At 62.9% G+C, this 19,035-nt stretch carries 19 protein-coding genes; 2 read left to right on the top strand and 17 right to left on the bottom strand.

The genetic code is table 11. The annotated features are described in order from the left end of the window. Positions 1-432: 432 nt before the first annotated feature. The 9 genes from ABH939_RS15560 to ABH939_RS15520 all read right to left on the bottom strand — a co-directional run bounded on the left by ABH939_RS15560 (position 433) and on the right by ABH939_RS15520 (position 7,726). Complete coding sequence (locus tag ABH939_RS15560; protein ID WP_099698324.1) at positions 433-1,215, bottom strand: alpha/beta hydrolase; 783 nt, start codon at positions 1,213-1,215, stop codon at positions 433-435. A 201-nt stretch (positions 1,216-1,416) separates the two neighbouring features. Next, the gene (locus ABH939_RS15555; protein WP_210378462.1) at positions 1,417-1,932 is read right to left on the bottom strand and encodes a DUF1990 family protein; all 516 of its coding nucleotides are present in this window, start codon (positions 1,930-1,932) and stop codon (positions 1,417-1,419) included. After that, positions 1,932-2,291, bottom strand: coding sequence for a VOC family protein (locus ABH939_RS15550; RefSeq protein WP_047270531.1), 360 nt, complete (start codon positions 2,289-2,291; stop codon positions 1,932-1,934). The genes ABH939_RS15555 and ABH939_RS15550 overlap by 1 nt, the downstream gene beginning before the upstream one ends. A gap of 10 nt (positions 2,292-2,301) precedes the next feature. Then, complete coding sequence (locus tag ABH939_RS15545; protein ID WP_019748499.1) at positions 2,302-2,943, bottom strand: ScbR family autoregulator-binding transcription factor; 642 nt, start codon at positions 2,941-2,943, stop codon at positions 2,302-2,304. Positions 2,944-3,102: 159 nt separating this feature from the next. Next, positions 3,103-4,002, bottom strand: a complete 900-nt coding sequence (locus ABH939_RS15540) for a HAMP domain-containing protein (protein WP_225320034.1) — start codon at positions 4,000-4,002, stop codon at positions 3,103-3,105. Between the two features lie 166 nt (positions 4,003-4,168). Then, the gene (locus tag ABH939_RS15535) at positions 4,169-4,942 is read right to left on the bottom strand and encodes a cobalt-precorrin-6A reductase (protein ID WP_050655277.1); all 774 of its coding nucleotides are present in this window, start codon (positions 4,940-4,942) and stop codon (positions 4,169-4,171) included. Beyond that, positions 4,939-5,688: a precorrin-4 C(11)-methyltransferase gene (gene cobM / locus ABH939_RS15530; protein WP_003944967.1), complete on the bottom strand. Its 750-nt coding sequence runs from the start codon at positions 5,686-5,688 to the stop codon at positions 4,939-4,941. Before cobM ends, ABH939_RS15535 begins: the two co-directional genes overlap by 4 nt. Then, the gene (gene cbiE / locus ABH939_RS15525; RefSeq protein WP_312639157.1) at positions 5,685-6,968 is read right to left on the bottom strand and encodes a precorrin-6y C5,15-methyltransferase (decarboxylating) subunit CbiE; all 1,284 of its coding nucleotides are present in this window, start codon (positions 6,966-6,968) and stop codon (positions 5,685-5,687) included. Before cbiE ends, cobM begins: the two co-directional genes overlap by 4 nt. After that, complete coding sequence (locus tag ABH939_RS15520; protein ID WP_051649467.1) at positions 6,965-7,726, bottom strand: SDR family NAD(P)-dependent oxidoreductase; 762 nt, start codon at positions 7,724-7,726, stop codon at positions 6,965-6,967. The genes cbiE and ABH939_RS15520 overlap by 4 nt, the downstream gene beginning before the upstream one ends. Positions 7,727-7,756: 30 nt before the next feature. Here ABH939_RS15520 and ABH939_RS15515 point away from each other — a divergent pair, with 30 nt between their 5' ends. Next, positions 7,757-8,182 carry a PPOX class F420-dependent oxidoreductase gene (locus ABH939_RS15515; RefSeq protein WP_058038803.1) on the top strand — a complete coding sequence of 142 codons (426 nt, stop codon included), beginning with the start codon at positions 7,757-7,759 and terminating at the stop codon, positions 8,180-8,182. On the opposite strand, the gene ABH939_RS15510 is transcribed toward ABH939_RS15515, so the two are convergent. Then, complete coding sequence (locus tag ABH939_RS15510; RefSeq protein WP_058038804.1) at positions 8,183-9,319, bottom strand: Xaa-Pro peptidase family protein; 1,137 nt, start codon at positions 9,317-9,319, stop codon at positions 8,183-8,185. A 37-nt stretch (positions 9,320-9,356) separates the two neighbouring features. Between ABH939_RS15510 and ABH939_RS15505 the strand changes: the two genes are divergently transcribed. Next, positions 9,357-10,322: a 5'-3' exonuclease gene (locus ABH939_RS15505; protein WP_058038861.1), complete on the top strand. Its 966-nt coding sequence runs from the start codon at positions 9,357-9,359 to the stop codon at positions 10,320-10,322. A 4-nt stretch (positions 10,323-10,326) separates the two neighbouring features. Here ABH939_RS15505 and ABH939_RS15500 read toward each other — a convergent pair whose 3' ends face one another. From ABH939_RS15500 to pafA, 7 genes are all read right to left on the bottom strand, one after another. Continuing rightward, positions 10,327-11,151, bottom strand: coding sequence for a DUF4333 domain-containing protein (locus ABH939_RS15500; RefSeq protein ID WP_003944884.1), 825 nt, complete (start codon positions 11,149-11,151; stop codon positions 10,327-10,329). A 52-nt stretch (positions 11,152-11,203) separates the two neighbouring features. After that, positions 11,204-13,915 (bottom strand): DEAD/DEAH box helicase, encoded by a 2,712-nt coding sequence (locus ABH939_RS15495; RefSeq protein WP_404649783.1) that lies wholly within the window; start codon positions 13,913-13,915, stop codon positions 11,204-11,206. A gap of 48 nt (positions 13,916-13,963) precedes the next feature. Then, positions 13,964-14,992 (bottom strand): twin-arginine translocase subunit TatC, encoded by a 1,029-nt coding sequence (gene tatC, locus ABH939_RS15490; RefSeq protein WP_003945030.1) that lies wholly within the window; start codon positions 14,990-14,992, stop codon positions 13,964-13,966. A 73-nt stretch (positions 14,993-15,065) separates the two neighbouring features. Further along, positions 15,066-15,341, bottom strand: coding sequence for a Sec-independent protein translocase subunit TatA (gene tatA, locus ABH939_RS15485; protein ID WP_003944836.1), 276 nt, complete (start codon positions 15,339-15,341; stop codon positions 15,066-15,068). Between the two features lie 134 nt (positions 15,342-15,475). Further along, positions 15,476-16,453, bottom strand: a complete 978-nt coding sequence (locus tag ABH939_RS15480) for a helix-turn-helix transcriptional regulator (RefSeq protein ID WP_404649782.1) — start codon at positions 16,451-16,453, stop codon at positions 15,476-15,478. Continuing rightward, positions 16,450-17,463 carry a YafY family protein gene (locus ABH939_RS15475; protein ID WP_063316384.1) on the bottom strand — a complete coding sequence of 338 codons (1,014 nt, stop codon included), beginning with the start codon at positions 17,461-17,463 and terminating at the stop codon, positions 16,450-16,452. Before ABH939_RS15475 ends, ABH939_RS15480 begins: the two co-directional genes overlap by 4 nt. A gap of 110 nt (positions 17,464-17,573) precedes the next feature. Beyond that, positions 17,574-18,932, bottom strand: a complete 1,359-nt coding sequence (pafA, locus tag ABH939_RS15470; RefSeq protein ID WP_007729869.1) for a Pup--protein ligase — start codon at positions 18,930-18,932, stop codon at positions 17,574-17,576. Positions 18,933-19,035 lie beyond the last annotated feature (103 nt).

Raw genomic sequence — 19,035 nt, 5'->3', positions numbered from 1 at the left:
GGACATGCGCGGTTGAAAGACATGTCGTCGCCTCAGGTCGGACACGAGAAAGTTTCCAGTCTTGTTCGATGTTCGGTATTGACCGGACACTCGGCACAGCACGAGCATTAGCCACCGAAGTCTCCGGACAACCCTCGACGAGATCGAAGCATCGAACTGGATCACGAACAAGTTCTTTCCGCCCGGCGGACCGTAAGGACATATGTCGCCATCGAGCGCCTCAGCAAAAATGGCCAAGCTGGACGGCTACTAGCGAGCGAAGGATCGAAATCGCCACCATCGCGAGCGCCACAAAAATGATCATCTGAAAAGCTTCGGTCAAATCGATGCAGGATTCGGTGACGCCACTACTTCGGGTCTTGCTGAGAAACGAAACCTGGTCGAGATCGTATCGGCGTCCGACACAGGCCGGACGCCGATACGTGTTTCACGTCAGCTCATGGGAGCGCCGGCGCTCCCGCCGAGGTGGCGGGCGAAGAACCGAGCCGAACTGTCGCGCTCGTAGTCGGGCACCGGATAGTGCCTGCCCGAGTAGGCGTGCAGCGTCTTCTCCGTCGAGCCGAAGGCATCGAACAACGCTACCCCTGACGTGCGGTCGTAATCCTTGTCGTCCCAAGGGATCCGGTACTCCACTGGGGCCGTGAGCTTTCGTGCCGCTTCGATGAGGGAGTCGTCCACAAAAACTCCACCGAAGCTCACGGCAGCGATCCTGGATTCGACCGGGGCCAACATCAGCCCGGTCACGACCCCTAGCGACACGCCGCCGAAGCCGATCGGAGCGTCGGCGTCGACGTCGGGCAGCGTTTGCAGAGCGTCGATGGTCGCCTGCCATTCCGGCACTGCACGCTCCGCCAGCGACCGGTTGTACTCGACGACGATCGGGGCGATCGGCTCGTGAGCCGCCCGGGCCTGGTGGATCGCCTCGACCCAGTGTTCGTCCTGCGCGTTGCGCGGCCGGTCGCCGTGTCCGGGCGCGTCGATCGCGGCGACTGTGAACCCGTGGGAGCTCACGCTGTGGAGTGCGCTGGCAACCAGTCCTGGTGCCTTCTTGTGCATGCCGCCGGAGTGCCCGGACAGCAGAAGGGGTGATTCGACAGATCCGGACGCGAGTGACCAGAGCACGCCGGTGATGTCGTCTACAACGAAATGGCGTTCAATGACACCGTTCGACGTTGTCTCGGAAGTGAATTCGATGGTCGGAGAATTGGATTGCATGGTGTTACCTTTCGGGATTGCCTACTCGAGGCGCTCCCGGCGACACCTACGTCAATCGCCGATCCGTGAACACGAGTGGGAGCACCCATATGGTTACTGCGTTCATGGGTCTCACCTCCTGGCGTGTTGTCACGGTCTCGCACAAGCTATCAACCCGAACCGAAGCTCGTCCAATCATTTTTCCAGCGCGCCCGGCAGCGGTCATACCCGCGATCGGGCGACGCTCTCGCGGACGGCACGGATGTAGCGGCGCGTGACAAACGCCTGTACTCGACGTCCGATCGGAGCGCCGAGACGCACCCACCACGTTCCGGGCTTGGAGAACGCAACGATCTCGATACGAACCGCTTGGCTGGCCTCGTCGAACTGGACGACAAACAATTCCTCCCCGCATTCGGGGTGGCCCGCGCGGGTTCCGTACGCGAAGCCCTTGCGATTGGGTTCGTCTACGACATAGACGATCCGAACGGGGATAGTCACCGGACCAAGTCCGAAAGTCGCATCCTGACCCGCCACGGCGGTCAGGGCTGCCGTCCGTACGGCCAGTCCGGCTCCGCGGTGCATTCCCCAATTCGCGACGGTTCGAGCGGCAACCTCGAAATCCTCCCGTCCGGATCCGACCGTCGCGCTCTCGTGAACGTGGTGATAGCCGGCGGGGAGAACGCCTGACGTTGCGCCCACCTCGAGGTACGTCAGCCCGCCCGGGCGGGACGCCATCATTGCTCGCGTCGGTGGCTGAGGATGTTGATCACGTGGCCGTCCGGGTCAGAAGCGAAGAACCTGCGGACCCCCCACGGCTCCTCGGTGACGGGATAGACGATGGTATCGCCGCGCTGCACCGCGGCCTCGTACGCCGCGTCGAGATCATCCACCTCGACGGAGACGTCCGGTACTACGGGCGCATGAGCGTCGTGTGTCATGACGCTGATCTGCAATGACGGATCCGTCGGCGAAGCCAACGTCACGATCCACCCGTGATCCATGACAACTTCGAGGCCCAGCACTTCGGTGTAGAAGCGCTGCGCGGCCTCGAGCGAGCTACTCGACAGATCCGAAACTATCCGCGTGACGGCCATGTCCCGCAGGCTACGCCGCCGCCGGAGTCCACCGCGACTTGACGAGGCGCTCGATGTCACCGGAAAGTTCGTCGCTGACGATCCCCGGAAGCAGGATCTGCCACATCTCGTCGACACGATCCGGAAGATCCGAGCGTCGGGTGAGAACGTTCGAAACCAGCTGTACCCCCGTGAATGCCGAGGGCATGAACCTGCCGAACGATTCTGCGCTGACCGATTTTCGGATTTCACCTTCCGCCTGAGCTCTGGCGGTGAGATCGGTGATTGCCGAGATCCATTCGGCGTACGGTTCCACCGGCCCCTCGTACGTGCTCAGTTCCAGCGTGAGGCGAATGCCCGCGCGAACGATCGGCTCGTCGACAATCTGGCGTGCCATTTCGTGCGTGAGCATGATCATCTGTTCCAACGGGTCCTTGCCCGTCGCGGAAATCGCCTGCACCGACTCGATCGAGAGCCGATGCTGTTCGGCAATGATGAACTGCGCGAGCTCGTCCTTCGACGCGAAATGGAAATACAACGCGCCCTTGGTAGTACCGGCCCCCGAGACTATGTCGGCCATGCTGGTGCTGCCGTAACCAGTCTTCTCGAACTGCGCGGCCGCGCCGGCAACGATTTGCTGCCGAGTCAGCTCGGCGCGTGCTTGCTTGACCACTGAATCCCTCTCGTCCTCCAAAGGCCCCCGCCCAGCAAACCCCACGGTTCGCGCCACATTCCAGCTATACCCAAAAACTTCACAATTGCCCCACATTACCAGCGCTCCTTCCATTGCTTCAATTACGAATGCAACAAAGTCGCTGGTCAGACGTCCGATTTAGAGGGAATCTCCTCTCCCCAACGTGCTTTCGTCAACCCGCGCACGGTCCACCAACTCTCCGACGAGGAGCGTCAACTCCATCATCTGGTCGGTGATTTCCTCACGCAACTGCGTTGCATCCGCCTCGGAAATCGCGCCGGACTTGGTATCGAAAGACATCAACAACTCGATATTGGTGCGAAGTGCAGTCAAAGGAGCCAGAAGGTCCTGGCCCGCTTCGGTGATCAGACTTCTCTGGCGTGCCCGCGATTCCGACAACGTCCCGAGCATCCGATTGAAACTGACTGTCAACGACGCCAACTCGTCGTCACCGGTCACCGGGATCGGCGCAAGATCATCCGTTTCGGCGACCCGCCGCGTCGCCGCAGTAAGTCGCGCGATCGGCCGTAATCCTGTGCGTGCCACAGCATCTCCGGCCGCGTAAGCTAGGGCGATTCCGGCCGCCCCGAGTGCCGCCAACACCACTGCCAGTCGCTTGAGTACCGAACGCGTCGGCCCCAGGGATTGCGCGACAACCAAAGTCTGGCCCGCAACCGAGGGCTCGACCAGAATTCGATACGCATCAACGGTCGCGATTGTCTGCGACGAATTGCCGTCTGCGATCGACCTGATGGCGTCTGCGCTGGTGCTGAACGGCGGCAGACCGGGAGTCGCCGTCACCAAGGCGCCGTCGGCAGTAAGAAGCCCCACCGCCTGGATGACCGCTGTATCCGCGCCGGCCGTCAATCCCAGAACCGGTGTGACACCGCCGAAATTGACGGTATCGGTGATCGCGTCACTCGTGCGCTCGAGTTGCCGATCGACGTTGCCTTGCAAATACGCGTTGAACACTATGTACACCGCCGACGCCGACACGATCACCGCGATCGCCACCAGGCCTGCAGTCAGCAATTTCACGCGAGCATGGAGCGTCCGCACGTGAATTCCCGATGGTTTTCGACGGCTCATTCCGGGAACCGACACTCTCATGCGCGGTCCCGCAGTGCGGCGTCGAAAAATCCCAACATCCCTCCAGTATGGTCACGGAACCTTAGACGAACCTGAAGCGAACGCGATGTCGGCCTCACAGCGCCGTTCCACGACCGAAAGCCGTGAGCCAGTCCATCGCCTCGGCTTCGGTATCGAATGCCGGGACGGTCGCCGGGATCGGTGGTCGTTCGACGACGATCACCGGGATCGACAATTGCCTGGCTGCGGCGATCTTTGCGTACGTCTGCTCGCCGCCACTGTTCTTGGTGATCACGACGTCGATGCTGTGAGTTCGCATCAGATCGACTTCCGCTTCGATGTCGAATGGACCACGTGCGAGCAGCAATTGCGCGTGAGGCGGCAATGTCCCTGAAGGCGGATCGATCGAGCGCACGAGAAACGAGACGCTCTTCACGCGGTCGAACGCCGAAACTCCTTGCCTCCCGATCGTCAGAAAAGCGCGTGAGCCGACCGTCGGCACCAACTCTGCGGCGTGATCGAGATCGTGTGCCGGAAGCCAAGTGTCACCGAGTTGCTCGCGCCAGGGCGGGCGTCGGTACATGGCGTACGGCACGGAATTCGCAAGGCACGCTTCGAACGCATTCTGGGTGATGCGAGCGGCAAACGGATGCGTGGCGTCGAGCACTGCACGAATATCATTGGCCGACAACCACTCCGACAGCCCTTCGGCTCCCCCGAACCCGCCGATACGCACTTCCCCCTCCGGCCATCGAGGATCACGAACCCGGCCGGCCAGCGATGTGACAACCTCGAGGTCGGCTGAACCGGCCAAGCGAGAAGCGATCACTCGACCTTCGCCTGTGCCGCCGAGCAGGAGTACGCGGCGACGAGTACCTGTCGAGGTCAGTGTGTGCTTCTCTCGCGCGCTGCCGAGTAGAGGTAGCTGTCCGGAAACCCCTCCGCAGTCAACACTCGGCCGACGATCACGACGGCCGTCTTCGTGATGCCGGCCGCATGAACAAGTTCGACGATCGTCTTCAAAGTGCCTCGAACAACGATCTCCTCGGGCCGTGAGGCGAAGGCGACCACCGCGACCGGGCAGTCCTCGCCGTAATTGTCGGCCAACTCGGATGCGATCTGTTCGATGCGATGAGCGCCGAGGTGAATCACCATCGTCGCGCCGCTGCGGCCGAGGGACCGCAGATCCTCGCCCTCCGGCATTGCCGTCGACAAGGTGGAGACTCGGGTGAGAACAATGGTCTGCGAGACACCTGGGACAGTCAGCTCGCGCCCCAGCGCGGCTGCAGCCGCGGTAAATGCAGGAACACCGGGAATCATGTCGAAATCGACTCCTGCGGCGTCCAGGCGACGAGCTTGCTCTGCCACTGCACTGAAGATCGACGGATCACCGGAATGCAAACGCGCGACGTCCAGCCCAGCGGAATCCGCTTCGACAAGAATCGCGGTGATCTCGTCCAGGCTCAGCCGAGCAGTGTCCACGACCTGAGCTCCGACCGGGCACCACTCGAGCAACTCCGCTGGAACAAGGCTGCCTGCGTACAAGCACACAGGGCTCGCAGCGATGATCCGTTGCGCGCGGACAGTGATCAAATCTGCCGCACCGGGACCCGCACCGATGAAATGAACGGTCATTGTGTGGATTCCTCCGGCGTATCTGTGTCTGCGCCTGCAGACGGCTGACGTTTTGTGACGGACCATTGGACCACCGGAAGTTGCGGTCGCCAAACGTTGAACGTTCCCAACGACTCGGCGCGCTGCACCTGAAAGCGTCGAAGCGTCCCACCATGGCGACTCATCCAGCCGAGCAGCAACGATTCGGACTCGGCGGTCACGGCGTTCGCGACCAGACGACCACCCACGCTCAACTGCTCCCAGCACGCTTCGAGCATTCCCGGTTGCGTGACGCCGCCGCCGACGAACACCGCATCGGGACGTCGAGTTTCGTCCGCAAACGCCTCCGGCGCGGCCCCTTTCACGTTCAACGCGGGCACGCCGAGATTGAGTGCATTGGCACCGATCTGCGACACGCGGCTCGCCACCTTCTCGAATATTGTTGCAGTGCAACGTGGGTGAGTTCGCATCCACTCGATGGCGACGGTTCCCGACCCACCGCCCACGTCCCAGAGGTGTTCTCCCGGCGCCGGGGCAAGCGCGCACAACGTCAACGCACGGATCTCCTGCTTGGTCATCTGACCGTCGCCGACAAAAGCAGCATCCGGTAGCCCCGGGATTCGAGTCAGCCGCAAGAGAGGGTCGGCCGCGATGCACTCGACGGCCAGAACGTTCAACGCGTCCACGTCCTCGTCCGCGTGATCCCACTCGTCTGCGACCGTGACGGTCCGCGATTCCCCGGCCCCGCCCAGCTGGGCCAGCACGGTCACGATCGATCGACCGAAGCCCGCGCCGGACAACAGACGTGCCACCTCCCCCGGTGTCGAGCGCCCGTTGCTCAACACCAGCAGTCGCGCACCGTCAGTCACGGAAGCCAATACTGTCGCGGAGTCTCGGTTGACCAGGCTCACGACGTCGATCTCGGCCGATGCCCATCCCATTCGCGCGCTCGCCAACGCCGCCGACGACGGGTGGGAGATCACTCGCACGTTGTCCGCGCCGAGCAGCCTGACCAATGTGACACCGAGACCGTGGAACATCGGGTCACCGCTGGCGAGCACGCATACTCTGCGGTCCGCGTTCTCGGCGAACATCGACGGCAACGCCGGAATCATCGGAGACGGCCAGGTCAGCCTGGTGGGCGCACGCCGTGCCCCGAGATGTGTCGCCGGGACCAAGTCCAATTGGCGCGGCGACCCCATCAGGACCTCCGCGCCCAGGATTGCGCCCTTTGCGCTCTCGGACAGCCCATCCCAGCCGTCGGCGCCGATGCCGACGATCACCACCGGGTGTGTGGTCATCGCGGCATCCGGCGCCAGATCGTCTGAGGCAGAAGCCGCATGACGAAGAACACCGGCTGCAGAATTCGCGGTACCCACACACGCGTCGCCCCGGAGTTCAGTCCCCGCACGACGGCGTCCGCGACCTGCGACGGAGTGCTCGACATAGGGGCAGGCGACATTCCCTCGGTCATCTTGCCGATGACGAACCCGGGCCGTACCAGCATCAATTGGACGCCCGAACCGTGCAGCGCGTCGCCGAGGCCGCTGGCAAAACCGTCCAAGCCGGCCTTTGCGCTCCCGTAGACGTAGTTGGCGCGGCGAACCCGGACGCCGGCGACGGACGAGAACACCACGATCTTTCCGGTTCCCTGTCCGCGCATGATCTCCGCGAGATGCGTGAGGATGCTGACCTGAGCCACGTAGTCGGTGTGCACCACCGCGACCGCGTGCGCCGCGTCGGTTTCGGCACGCGCCTGATCGCCGAGAATCCCGAAGGCCAGCACTGCAATCGAAATCCGGCCGTGCTCGGCCACTACGGCGCCCAGGAGGTCTCCGTGCGTGTCGACGGCGTCGGCGTCGAACTCGACGGTGGAGACGTCGACAGCGCCGGCGTTTTTGAGCATCTGCTCCTGCTCCGACAGCTCTCCGCTGCGTCTGGCAGCCAGAACGATGTTGCGGCCTGGCGCGAGCCTGACCGCGATCTCGAGGCCGATCTCACTTCGTCCGCCGAGGAGCAGTACCGTCTCGATGTCATTCACGTTCGCACCCGCAGTCACCGCTCCAGTGTCCTGGATTACCGTCGTGGCATGACGCTCACCCCCTCCAACACGCCATCGTCACAGCAGACTCTCACCGAAGACGGGCTGAAGTTCGTCGGTGAATACCACCTCGCGACACTCACGACGTTGCGTCCGAACGGCACCCCACACGTCGTTGCCGTCGGGTTCACCTGGGACCAGGAAGCCGGAAAGGCGCGCGTGATCACCAGCGGTGGCTCACAGAAGGCGATCAACGCAGCGCGTGGCGGATACGCCGCCGTCAGTTCGGTCGACGGTGGCCGCTGGCTCACGCTCGAGGGGCCGGCACGCGTGCTCACCGACGCGGACTCCGTGGCCGACGCCGTTCGGCGCTATGCCGAGCGGTACCGCCAGCCACGGGTCAATCCCGCGCGCGTGGTCATCGAAATCGACGTCACACGCATACTCGGGTCCGCTGCGTTCAAGAAAAGCTGATCAGGCGAGGACAGTCAGGCCGTGCGGACGGTTGTTGAACGACTCGCAACCGTCGGCGGTCACGACGACGATGTCCTCGATACGGGCACCCCAACTGCCGCGGAAGTAGATTCCCGGTTCGATGCTGAAGGCCATACCTTCGACGAGTTCGATGGTGTTGCCCTCGACGATGTACGGCTCCTCGTGCACGGACAGCCCGATACCGTGACCGGTGCGGTGAACGAATACCTCTGCAAGCCCTTGTGCGGCAAGCACTTCGCGGGCTGCAACGTCCACGGATTCTGCGGAGATTCCTGGCCGCACCGAATCGACCGCAGCCTGCTGCGCCGCCTCGAGTACCGCGAACTGTGCGGCAACCTCCGCGGACGGCTGCCCCATGCTGTACGTGCGAGTGGAGTCCGAGTTGTATCCGGGCTCGACCGGTCCGCCGATGTCGATGACCACGATATCGCCGCTCTCGATCACCCGGTCCGAAACCTCGTGATGCGGATCGGCGCCGTGCGGGCCCGAACCGACAATCACGAACGCGGCCTCGGTGTGCCCCTCTTCGAGAATCGCCGCCGAAATCGCTTCGCCTACTTCAGCTTCCGTACGTCCGACGACCAAGAACTCGGCCATGCGGGCGTGAACACGGTCGATGGCCGCACCGGCTCGCCGCAACGCCTCGATCTCGGCGCCGTCCTTGACCATCCGCAATTCGCGCAAGACGCCGGTGGCGAGAATCGGCAACGCGCCCAAGGTGTCTGCGAGCGGGATCAGATGCAGCGCAGGCATAGCATCCGTCACCGCCACCTTCGCGCCGGTCGGGAGTTGCGCCGCCACAATCGCATACGGGTCGACACCGTCGACCCAGTCGAGGACGGTCAACCCGAGATCGCCCACTGCCGATTCCTTCAGCGACGCCAACTCCAACCGAGGAAGTACGACGGATGCCTTCGCCGTGTCCGCGGCGATGACCAACGCGGTCAAGCGCTCGAACGAGTCAGCCCGAGAACCCGTCAGGTACCGCAGATCCGGACCGGGAGTCACCACCAGACCGTCGAGACCTGCTGATCGAGCCAACTCGGCGGCACGAGCGATACGTGCGCCGTACACGGCGCTGGAGAATCGGGAATCCTGTTCGGCTGGAGACGTCATGGCTTACAGGTTAGTGCCGACTGGCAGGATGGTGACCATGAGTGGGCCATTGCTTCTCCTCGACGGTGCCAGCCTGTGGTTTCGTGCGTTCTACGCACTGCCCGAGTCATTCGTCGATCCCGACGGAAGACCTGTCAACGCGGTGCGCGGATTCACCGACATGGTTGCTTCCCTGATCACCAAACACCAGCCGAGTCGTCTCGCGGTGTGCCTGGACTTGGACTGGCGACCGCAGTTCCGCGTCGACGCCGTTCCGACGTACAAAGCACATCGCGTCGAGGAAGGCTCTGACGGTGCGTCCGAAGAAGTTCCGGACACGTTGACGCCTCAGGTCGACATGATCATGGACGTGCTCGCTGCAGCGGGTATCGCGACGGCGGGTGCAGTCGGACTCGAAGCCGACGACGTACTGGGAACGCTTGCCGCCACCGAGCGCGAAGATCTCACCGTCGTCGTCAGTGGTGACCGAGACCTACTGCAGGTCGTCACAGACGAGTACGTGCCCGTCCGTGTCCTGTACGTGGGCCGTGGCCTGTCCAAGGCGGAACTCTTCGGACCGGTCGAGGTTGCGGAGAAATACGGAGTACCCGGTGACCGTGCGGGCGAGGCTTACGCCGAACTCGCGGTACTGCGCGGAGACGCCTCCGACGGTCTACCCGGCATCAAGGGTGTCGGTGAGAAGACTGCGTCGACACTGATGCTCCGTTACGGCTCGTTGGCCGGACTTCGGGCGGCCGCAGCTGATCCTGAATCGGATATGGCCAAGGGGATTCGCGCAAAACTGACCTCACCTGAGGCAATGGCTTACCTTGATGCTGCGTTGCCGGTCGTACGAGTGGTTCGCGACGCGGACGTTCAGTTCTCGAAGGACGACCGACTCCCGGCGACCCCCGTCGATCCCGCACGCCTCGAGGAAGTGGCGGCCTCGCTGAACATCGAGCGCTCGGCCGGCCGGCTTGCCGCCGCGCTCGAGGCTGCGGCGGCAAGCCGTTCCGACCAATAGGGCGTCAGCTCGGGCGGCTGACCTCGTACGTGCCGTTGTCGTCGACAAACGTCACGGTCACGTTCGACTTCACACCCGCGATCGAAAGCGTGCAGGTGAACTTGTTGCCTGACTTGACTTCCTGGTCCGCGGGGCACTGAACGTTGCTCACGTTCTTCGCCCCGTAGGACTCGGTGACGATCTTCTCGACGCCGGCCTGAGCCGCGCTCTGATCGAGTGTGTTCTTGCCGAAGACTCCGAACACCAGGGCCACCACGACAGCGGCAAGAACGACGAGAACGCCGATCGCACCGAAGATCAGGGGCTTCTTCGACTTACCCGACTGGTTTCCGGGCGCACCGGGACTCGGGAACGGCTGAGCCTGGTTCCACTGGTTCTGCTGTCCCGGAGTCTGCCCGGGGGCCGTGGCGCCCCACGCCTGCTGCGGTGCGGCAGCCGGAGGCTGACCCCACGCCTGGGTTGCGTCAGGTGACTGCTGTTGCCCGGGCTGACCCCACGGCTGTGCGGGAGGTTGTTGCTGGGGTTGTCCCCACGGCTGTTGCTGGCCGGGTTGTCCTTGTCCAGGCTGTTGCGGCTGACCGTACGCAGGCTGACCACCCGGCTGGCCGTAGGCAGGTTGTCCCCACGGCTGTTGCTGGCCGGGCTGCTGACCGGGCTGCGGTGTTTGACCAGGCTGACCCCACGGCTGTTGCTGGCCGGGCTGCTGACCAGGCTGCTGTTGTCCGCCCGGCTGCTGAGGATTCTGCCCCCACTGCTGCTCGTTCGGCTGCTGCTGATCACCAGGACCCCATTGCCGATTCGGATCGTTCGGTCCGTAAGGCCCGCTCATGTTCGCCTCCCACTCGAAATACCAGTCTGCGAATCAAACCACATAGTTGCGGTCATGCTGCGTCGACAGCAACTACCCCGCGACGAATTGCAGCTACCGCCCGCGCCGCAGTCTTCGCGACGTCGGCATCCGTCGAAGTCAGGCGGACCTGATCGAGGAGATCGATCACCTGACGACACCAACGTACAAAGTCACCCGCAGACAGCGCACGACCCTGCACTCCGGCCGCGATCAGTGCGTCGACAAGCGAGTTCTCGCTCGCCCAGTGATAAACGGCAGTGACGAATCCGAGATCCGGTTCCCGCGTCGGCGGCAGCTTGTGGCGAATCTCGTCCGACCGCAGCTCGCTCCACAATCGTTGAGTGTCGTTGAGGGCGTGACGAAGCGCCGCTGTCGGCACCCGATCCACGGTGTCCCCGTCCCGACGTGATTCGTAGACCACCGAGGACACGACGGCCGCCAGCTCGGCCGGGCTGAGACCTGTCCACGCCCCGGTCCGCAGGCATTCGGCGACCAGAAGGTCGCTTTCCGAGTAGATGCGGCTGAGTCGTCGTCCGGATTCGGTGACTTCGGGCGCTGCTTCGGCAGTCATGTACTCACGCTCTTTGAGTAGCGCAATGATGCGGTCGAACGTCCGAGCCAACGAGTTGGTGGTGGCCGCAGCCTTTTCCCTCATCGACTGCGTTTCCCTGGCCAGCCGGTTGTAGCGCTCACCGATCCGGCTCAGATGTTCACGATCGGGCCAGCTGTGGCACGGATGCGAGCGAATAGCACGTCGCAAAGTAGCGACCTCGGCATCTTCGGATGCGCCCGCCTTGTGGCGCTTCTTTCGCCGGGGGGCACTGATCCCGGTACTACGCAACGCCGAGGCCAGATCGCGCCGGATCCGGGCGGTGTGGTGATCGACATGCTTGGGCAGTCGCATCTTTCCCAGAACGTCGGCTGCTTCCGGGAAATCACCCGAGGAGAGTCGGCCGGCCCACTGGTCGGCCGTCAGAACCAGCGGACGCGGGTCCTTCGGATCGTTGTCCGGGACGAGGACCACTGCCACCCCGGAATGACGACCGATGGGAATTGCGATCACGTCACCGCGGGCGAGTGCACGGAGGGACTCCACCGCATCTCCGCGTCGGTCTTCGCGGCCCTTACGTTCGAGCGCGCGCTCGCGCGCACTGAGCCGCTCACGCAACGACGCGTATTCGAAGTATTCGCCGTCCGCACCGCCGAGTTTCTCCTGCAAACCCTTCAGTGCTTCTTCGTTCCGCTCGATGCCACGCACCAGACCGACCACCGAGCGATCCGCTTGGAACTGCGCGAAGGAACGTTCGAGCAGCTTCCGTGAATCCGCCGCGCCCATGCGTTCGACGAGATTGATCGACATGTTGTACGAGGGGCGGAACGAACTGCGGAGCGGGAACGTCCGTGTCGACGCCAAACCGGCGACATCCGTCGGCTCGACCCCGGGCTGCCACAGGACCACAGCGTGGCCTTCGACGTCGATGCCGCGTCGGCCGGCCCGACCCGTCAGCTGCGTGTACTCCCCCGGCGTCAGTTCGGCGTGCGATTCACCGTTGTACTTGACCAGACGTTCGAGCACCACCGTGCGTGCCGGCATGTTGATGCCGAGGGCCAGTGTCTCGGTCGCGAAGACCGCCCGCACGAGACCCTTGACGAACAGTTCCTCGACTGTCTGGCGGAATGCCGGCAGCATGCCGGCATGGTGAGATGCCAGTCCGCGTCGTAGTGCCTTGCACCAGTCCCGATATCCGAGAACTTCGAGATCCTCTTCGGGTAGTTCCCCGGTGTGTTTCTCGATGATGGTGTCGATCTCGCGGACCTGCTCCGGCGAAGTGAGATCCAGTCTGGACCGCAGGCACTGTGCAAGAGCCGCATCACAACCGGCGCGGCTGAAGATGAAAGTGATGGCCGGGAGCAGTCCGGACTGATCGAGCTGAGCGATGACGTCAGGTCGTGGCAAGGGCCGGAAATCGTTGGAACTCTGGTAGCTGCCGCGTCGTCCGCGGCCACGCGGCTGCCAGCTCTCGACGCGTTCGAGAGCCTGACGCTGCTTGACGTGGCGAACCAGATCCTGGTCGACGAGCACGGTCTTCGGCCCGGCAGCAGGATGACTACGACTGTCGAAGAGATCGAAGATTCGCCTACCGACCATGATGTGCTGCCACAGCGGGATCGGCCGAGTCTCGTCCACGACCACAGTGGTGTCGCCGCGGACGGTTTCCATCCAGGCACCGAATTCTTCGGCATTGCTCACGGTCGCCGACAAACTCACCAGGCGTACGTCCTCGGACAGGTGCAGGATCACTTCCTCCCACACCGCCCCACGGAACCGGTCGGCCAGGTAATGCACTTCGTCCATGACGACGTGCGAAAGTCCGCGCAGTGCCTCGGAGTTGGCGTAGAGCATGTTCCGCAGGACTTCGGTGGTCATGACGACCACCGGTGCGTCGGAGTTGATACTCGAATCACCCGTCAGCAGACCGACTTCGCTGGGGCCGTACCGCTCGACGAGTTCGGCGTACTTCTGATTGCTCAACGCTTTGATCGGCGTCGTGTAGAAACACTTGCGGCCCGCCGCCAGAGCCAGGTGGACAGCGAACTCGCCGACCACGGTCTTGCCTGCACCGGTCGGCGCGCAGACAAGGACGCCGTGGCCCGCTTCGAGCGCAACGCATGCCTTCACCTGGAATGGATCGAGTTCGAACTTCAGGCTGGACGCGAACGTGCTCAGTTCACTCTTGTTCATAACCACCTCGTCAGGGTTTCACACGCCGCCGACGTGGTGGCACGGCGCTCAGAGAGTGTCAGTGAAATCCTGGCCGGGCGCGTTGTCGCCGGCGGTGTCGGATTTCTCCGCGACCGGAGCCTTGGACTTGGACTTACGTCCGAACAATCCACTCGATTCGGCCTTGGGTTTGGTCGGATTGTCGAAAGCCTCGTTCAGATCGGACGGAGCCGAGATGGAGGAAGCTTCCTCGTCGGACAGTGCGCCCCAGTCTTCACCGGCGCGTTTGGCCTTACGTTTGTCGTTGAGGCGAGCGATCTGGACCGCGACCTCGAAGAGAAGCGTCAGAGCCAGCGCGAGCGCCAACATCGAGAACGGATCCGACCCTGGCGTGGCAACTGCAGCGAATACGAAGAGCCCGAAGATCAATCCTCGACGCCAGGCCTTCAAACGCTCGTACGTCAGAATGCCGGCAAAGTTCAACACGACGACGAGCAGTGGGATTTCGAAGCTGACGCCGAAGATGAGCAGCAGATTGATGATGAAGCCGAAGTACTCCGAACCACTGAGCGCGGTGATCTGGACGTTGTCACCGATGGTCAGGAGGAAGTGCAAAGCCTTCGCCACGACGAGGTACGCCAGGATTGCGCCGAGAATGAAGAGAGCGGCACCTGCGGTGACGAATCCGACCGCGTAGCGACGCTCTTTGGCGTAGAGGCCCGGGGTGATGAATGCCCACAATTGGTAAAGCCACACCGGGCAGGCAAGAACGATGCCGGCGGTGAGCGCCACTTTGAATCGCAGCATGAACTGCTCGAACGGCCCGGTCGCCAGCAATCGGCACGCGTCGTCGGTGCTGAGGTTGGCGCGACTCTCGGACGGAAGCTCACAGTACGGTCCGCGAAGCAGATCGCCCAGACTTTCGAGACCGAGTATCGAGTGTGAATACCAGAAGAAGCCGAACGCCGTGGTGATGATCACGCCGAGGAATGCGAACAACAAACGAGTCCGCAATTCGTACAGGTGGTCGACCAACGACATGGTGCCGTCTGGGTTGACCTTCCGCTTGCGGTTACGCGGGTCTAACGGAATACGCACTGTGCATCCTGGTCTTGGTCAGCAGACAACCGGGGTGAACGAATATTTCACCCCGGCTAGAACGCAGTGTGTACTAGAGCGGCTTGACTTCGGTCGGCTGCGCAACAGGTGCTGCTGCACCGTTTGCGACCACCGCGGTGTTGGCCGTCGGCAACTGTGCCGGAGCAGGCTGTGCGACCGGCGCGCTTGCGGGCGCCGCATCGTCGTTCTGCATTTCCTTGACTTCGCTCTTGAAGATGCGGAGGGAACGACCCAGACCGCGTGCTGCATCGGGAAGCTTCTTCGACCCGAACAGAATTACGACGACAACAGCGACAATCAGCCAATGCATCGGCTGCATTGCACCCATAACGACCTCCCATGATCAGATTCCTCGATGCTACCGGACACAACCGGCGCTCGGAGGTGCCAAAGCACTTACTTCAGCTACCTTTTACCTGTTTGTTTCCTGCGAACTCACTGAACGTGAAGTTTCCCGAAGTTTTACGAACCGATTACGTCATAGGCGTCGAGCGCCGCAACGGCTCGATCATGGACTTCGGAGACCAGTTCCGGCGGATGAAGGACCCGAACGCCCTCACCGAATCCCAACACCAGCCTTGCCATCCATTCAAGTGTTCCGAAACTCATCGTCGCCTCGACCGACCCGTCGTCGTTCACGTGCAAGACGTCCAACGGGTAGTAGTCGAGCATCCACACCCACTCTTTGGTGATGAACAACCGCGCTTCCGGAAGGGAACCGTCGCCGCTGAACAATTCGAGATTCGAATCCTCCTCGAGGGCCTGCGGCGGCGGGTCGGCGGGCTCGTCGAGTTGGACGGCGGCGTCGATCCGATCGAATCTGAACAACCGCACGCCCTCGGCTTGACGGCACCACGCCTGGAGGTAGCTGTAGTTGTCGACCAACACGATACGAACGGGGTCGACGATGCGCTCGGAGACCGCGTCACGCGAGGCCGAGTAATACGTCAATCGCAGGGCGGTCTTGTCTGCGAGCGCGGCTCTGACCGTCGCGGCTATCGGGTCTTCGGCGATATCCGGCGCAGGCGATGTGTCCCGGTCCTGACCGATGGCTCGTGCCGCGGCCGAGCCTGCTGCGTCCTCGATCTTCGCGATGGCACGCTGCGCCGAGGACGGATCGACCATGCCCGGCATTTCCACCAAGGACCGCAGGGCGATCAACAACGCCGTCGCCTCCGTCGAGGTGAGGCGCAACGGGCGATCGATCCCGGCCGAGAACGTGACCTCGATACTTTCCTCGGAGAAGGACAGGTCGATGAGATCACCGGGACCGTAACCGGGCAGTCCGCACACCCACAGTTGATTGAGGTCGGTCATCAGTTGAGTGGTGCTGACACCGAGCTCCTCGGCGGCCTCGGCGGGACTGATGCCAGGATTCGCGATGAAGTACGGCACGAGGTTGAGCAGCCGTGCCAACCGCGACGACAGTCGATTGCTCATCTGTTTTCCCCCTGTCCATGGCCGGTGATCGGGCTCGCCGCGGCGGCGCGCAGCTTCGCGACGACCTCAGCACGCAAATCCGGTGGGTCCAGCACCAATGCGTCCAACCCGTGACCGGCGATCAACCGAGCGGTCCATTCCCAGGATCGAACGGGGATGGCCAGCACGCTGCCGTCGCGATCGGTCAACCGCCGTTCGGACGACGACGTCGCAAGCCGCCGAAGCTCATGGGCGCGGCCGTCTGCGACCCATACCGTAGCCGTCCCGGTCACGACGCCCGAACCGGTCACGCGATCGACGACCTCGCGAAGGTCGACACCTTCAGGTTTGTGAACCGAACCGGCCGGGCCGAACTCCCTGACGTCGTCACCGATCCGTGAGAGCCGGAAGGTCCTCACCGCATCACGGTCGACGTCGTGCCCGACCAGGTACCACTTGCCGTTGTGCGTGACGACGCCCCACGGCTCGACGGTGCGTTCGGTGAACGGCTCGTTCAATGCGCCGCGGTGCTGAAAATGAACTGCTCGGCCGGCGTCGACCGCTGCAAGAAGCTTGCCGAGCGCGGGCTCCGAACCGCGGGTGCGCGCGGGAATCGCGGTGACCGGGGCGGCACTGACTTCTGAGTCGACCTGGACGCCGGCCGCTCGGAGTTTGAGTAGTGCACTCTGGGCTGCCGAAATCAGTTCCGGCGACTCCCACAACTGCACCGCGACGGCGACTGCAGCAGATTCCTCGCTGGTGAGGTCCACGTCCGGAAGCTCGTAGGCATTGCGATTGATCCGATACCCCTCGACGGTCGAGAACCGTCCTGCCAGACCGGTTTCCAACGGGACACCCAGGTCACGAAGTTCGTTCTTGTCGCGCTCGAACATGCGACTGAACGCTTCGTAGTTCGCGGAATCGTTGTACCCGGCCACACTGTCACGGATTTTCTCCGCCGTGAGGAACTGTCTGGTGGACAGCAACGCGATCACCAGGTTCATCAACCGCTCGATTTTTGATGTCGCCACGCCGAAATCCTAGTGGCTATCCGATAACCGAACGCGCGCCGGACACTTTCGTGCCCGGCGCGTCGCCGCAAAACAGACCTGCTGTGTTGTAAATCGTGAAATTGGGTGACCTACATCGAAGCGATCAAACGCTCGACACGCTCGTCGACGGAGCGGAACGGGTCCTTGCACAGCACCGTTCTCTGTGCCTGATCGTTGAGCTTGAGGTGAACCCAGTCGACTGTGAAGTCCCGGCCTGCTGCCTGGGCTGCGGTGATGAAGTCGCCCCGCAATTTGGCGCGCGTGGTCTGCGGCGGATTCTCGACGGCGTCGTCGATCGTCTCGTCCTCGGTGACCCGCTTGACCAAGCCCTTGCGCTGGAGAACGTCGAAGACGCCCCGGCCGCGTTTGATGTCGTGGTAAGCCAAGTCGAGCTGCGCGATCTTGGGATCGGACAGGTCGAAACCGTGACGGTCCTGGTAGCGCTGGAACAGCTTGCGCTTGATGACCCAGTCGATCTCCGTGTCGACCTTCGCAAAATCCTGAGCTTCGACGGCATCGAGGGTGCGACCCCACAGGTCGACTACCTGCTCCACCTGCGGGTCCGGTTCGCGGTTACGCAGATGTTCGACTGCCTTGGCGTGGTATTCGCGTTGAATATCGAGGGCACTGGCCTGACGTCCACCAGCAAGGCGAACCGGCTTTTTACCGGTCACGTCGTGACTGACCTCGCGGATGGCACGAATCGGGTTGTCCAGCGCGAAATCGCGGAACGACACCCCGGCTTCGATCATCTCGAGCACCAGTGCGGCAGAACCGACCTTGAGCATCGTCGTCGTTTCGGCCATGTTCGAATCGCCGACGATCACGTGCAGGCGGCGGTACTTCTCGGCGTCCGCGTGCGGTTCGTCGCGGGTGTTGATGATCGGACGCGAGCGAGTCGTAGCCGACGAGACGCCCTCCCAGATGTGTTCCGCGCGCTGCGAGAGGCAGAACGTCGCGGCCTTCGGAGTCTGCAGTACCTTTCCGGCGCCGCAGATCAACTGGCGCGTGACGAGGAACGGCAACAAGACATCCGAAATGCGGGAGAACTCACCGGCGCGCGCGACGAGAAAGTTCTCGTGGCAGCCGTACGAGTTTCCGGCCGAGTCGGTGTTGTTCTTGAAGAGATAGATGTCGCCACCAATACCCTCCTCGGCGAGTCTCGCCTCGGCGTCGATCAGCAGTTCTTCGAGTACACGCTCACCGGCACGGTCGTGATTGACCAGCTGGATGAGGCTGTCGCACTCGGCCGTCGCGTACTCCGGGTGCGAACCCACATCCAGGTACAAGCGAGCTCCGTTACGGAGGAAGACGTTGGAGCTGCGACCCCACGACACGACACGACGGAAGAGGTAACGAGCAACCTCGTCGGGGCTCAGTCTCCTGTGCCCGTGAAAGGTGCAGGTAACGCCGAATTCCGTCTCGATACCCATGATTCGTCTCTGCACACTTCGACAGTACAACCAGAATGCGAGGTTCACCCGTGTACTTCGATCGCGTCGTAAGTCACGACTCGACAACGTCGGGCGGCAGCATAGTGTGACGGTGTGA

The sequence above is a fragment of the Rhodococcus sp. 27YEA6 genome, assembly GCF_044908235.1.
GTDB lineage: Bacteria > Actinomycetota > Actinomycetes > Mycobacteriales > Mycobacteriaceae > Rhodococcus_F > Rhodococcus_F qingshengii.
The sequence above is the reverse complement of the archived record's forward strand: the minus strand, read 5'-3'. Positions and strand labels throughout refer to the sequence as shown.

Bases quoted from the DNA above. Each gene is read 5' to 3' on its own strand.
- ABH939_RS15495 (WP_404649783.1), bottom strand. From the start codon at position 13,915: ATGAACAAGAGTGAACTGAGCACGTTCGCGTCCAGCCTGAAGTTCGAA.
- ABH939_RS15515 (WP_058038803.1), top strand. From the start codon at position 7,757: ATGACGCTCACCCCCTCCAACACGCCATCGTCACAGCAGACTCTCACC.
- ABH939_RS15555 (WP_210378462.1), bottom strand. From the start codon at position 1,932: ATGGCGTCCCGCCCGGGCGGGCTGACGTACCTCGAGGTGGGCGCAACG.
- ABH939_RS15550 (WP_047270531.1), bottom strand. From the start codon at position 2,291: ATGGCCGTCACGCGGATAGTTTCGGATCTGTCGAGTAGCTCGCTCGAG.
- tatA (WP_003944836.1), bottom strand. From the start codon at position 15,341: ATGGGTGCAATGCAGCCGATGCATTGGCTGATTGTCGCTGTTGTCGTC.
- ABH939_RS15500 (WP_003944884.1), bottom strand. From the start codon at position 11,151: ATGAGCGGGCCTTACGGACCGAACGATCCGAATCGGCAATGGGGTCCT.
- ABH939_RS15560 (WP_099698324.1), bottom strand. From the start codon at position 1,215: ATGCAATCCAATTCTCCGACCATCGAATTCACTTCCGAGACAACGTCG.
- ABH939_RS15510 (WP_058038804.1), bottom strand. From the start codon at position 9,319: ATGACGTCTCCAGCCGAACAGGATTCCCGATTCTCCAGCGCCGTGTAC.
- cobM (WP_003944967.1), bottom strand. From the start codon at position 5,688: ATGACCGTTCATTTCATCGGTGCGGGTCCCGGTGCGGCAGATTTGATC.
- ABH939_RS15505 (WP_058038861.1), top strand. From the start codon at position 9,357: ATGAGTGGGCCATTGCTTCTCCTCGACGGTGCCAGCCTGTGGTTTCGT.
- ABH939_RS15480 (WP_404649782.1), bottom strand. From the start codon at position 16,453: ATGAGCAATCGACTGTCGTCGCGGTTGGCACGGCTGCTCAACCTCGTG.
- cbiE (WP_312639157.1), bottom strand. From the start codon at position 6,968: ATGACCACACACCCGGTGGTGATCGTCGGCATCGGCGCCGACGGCTGG.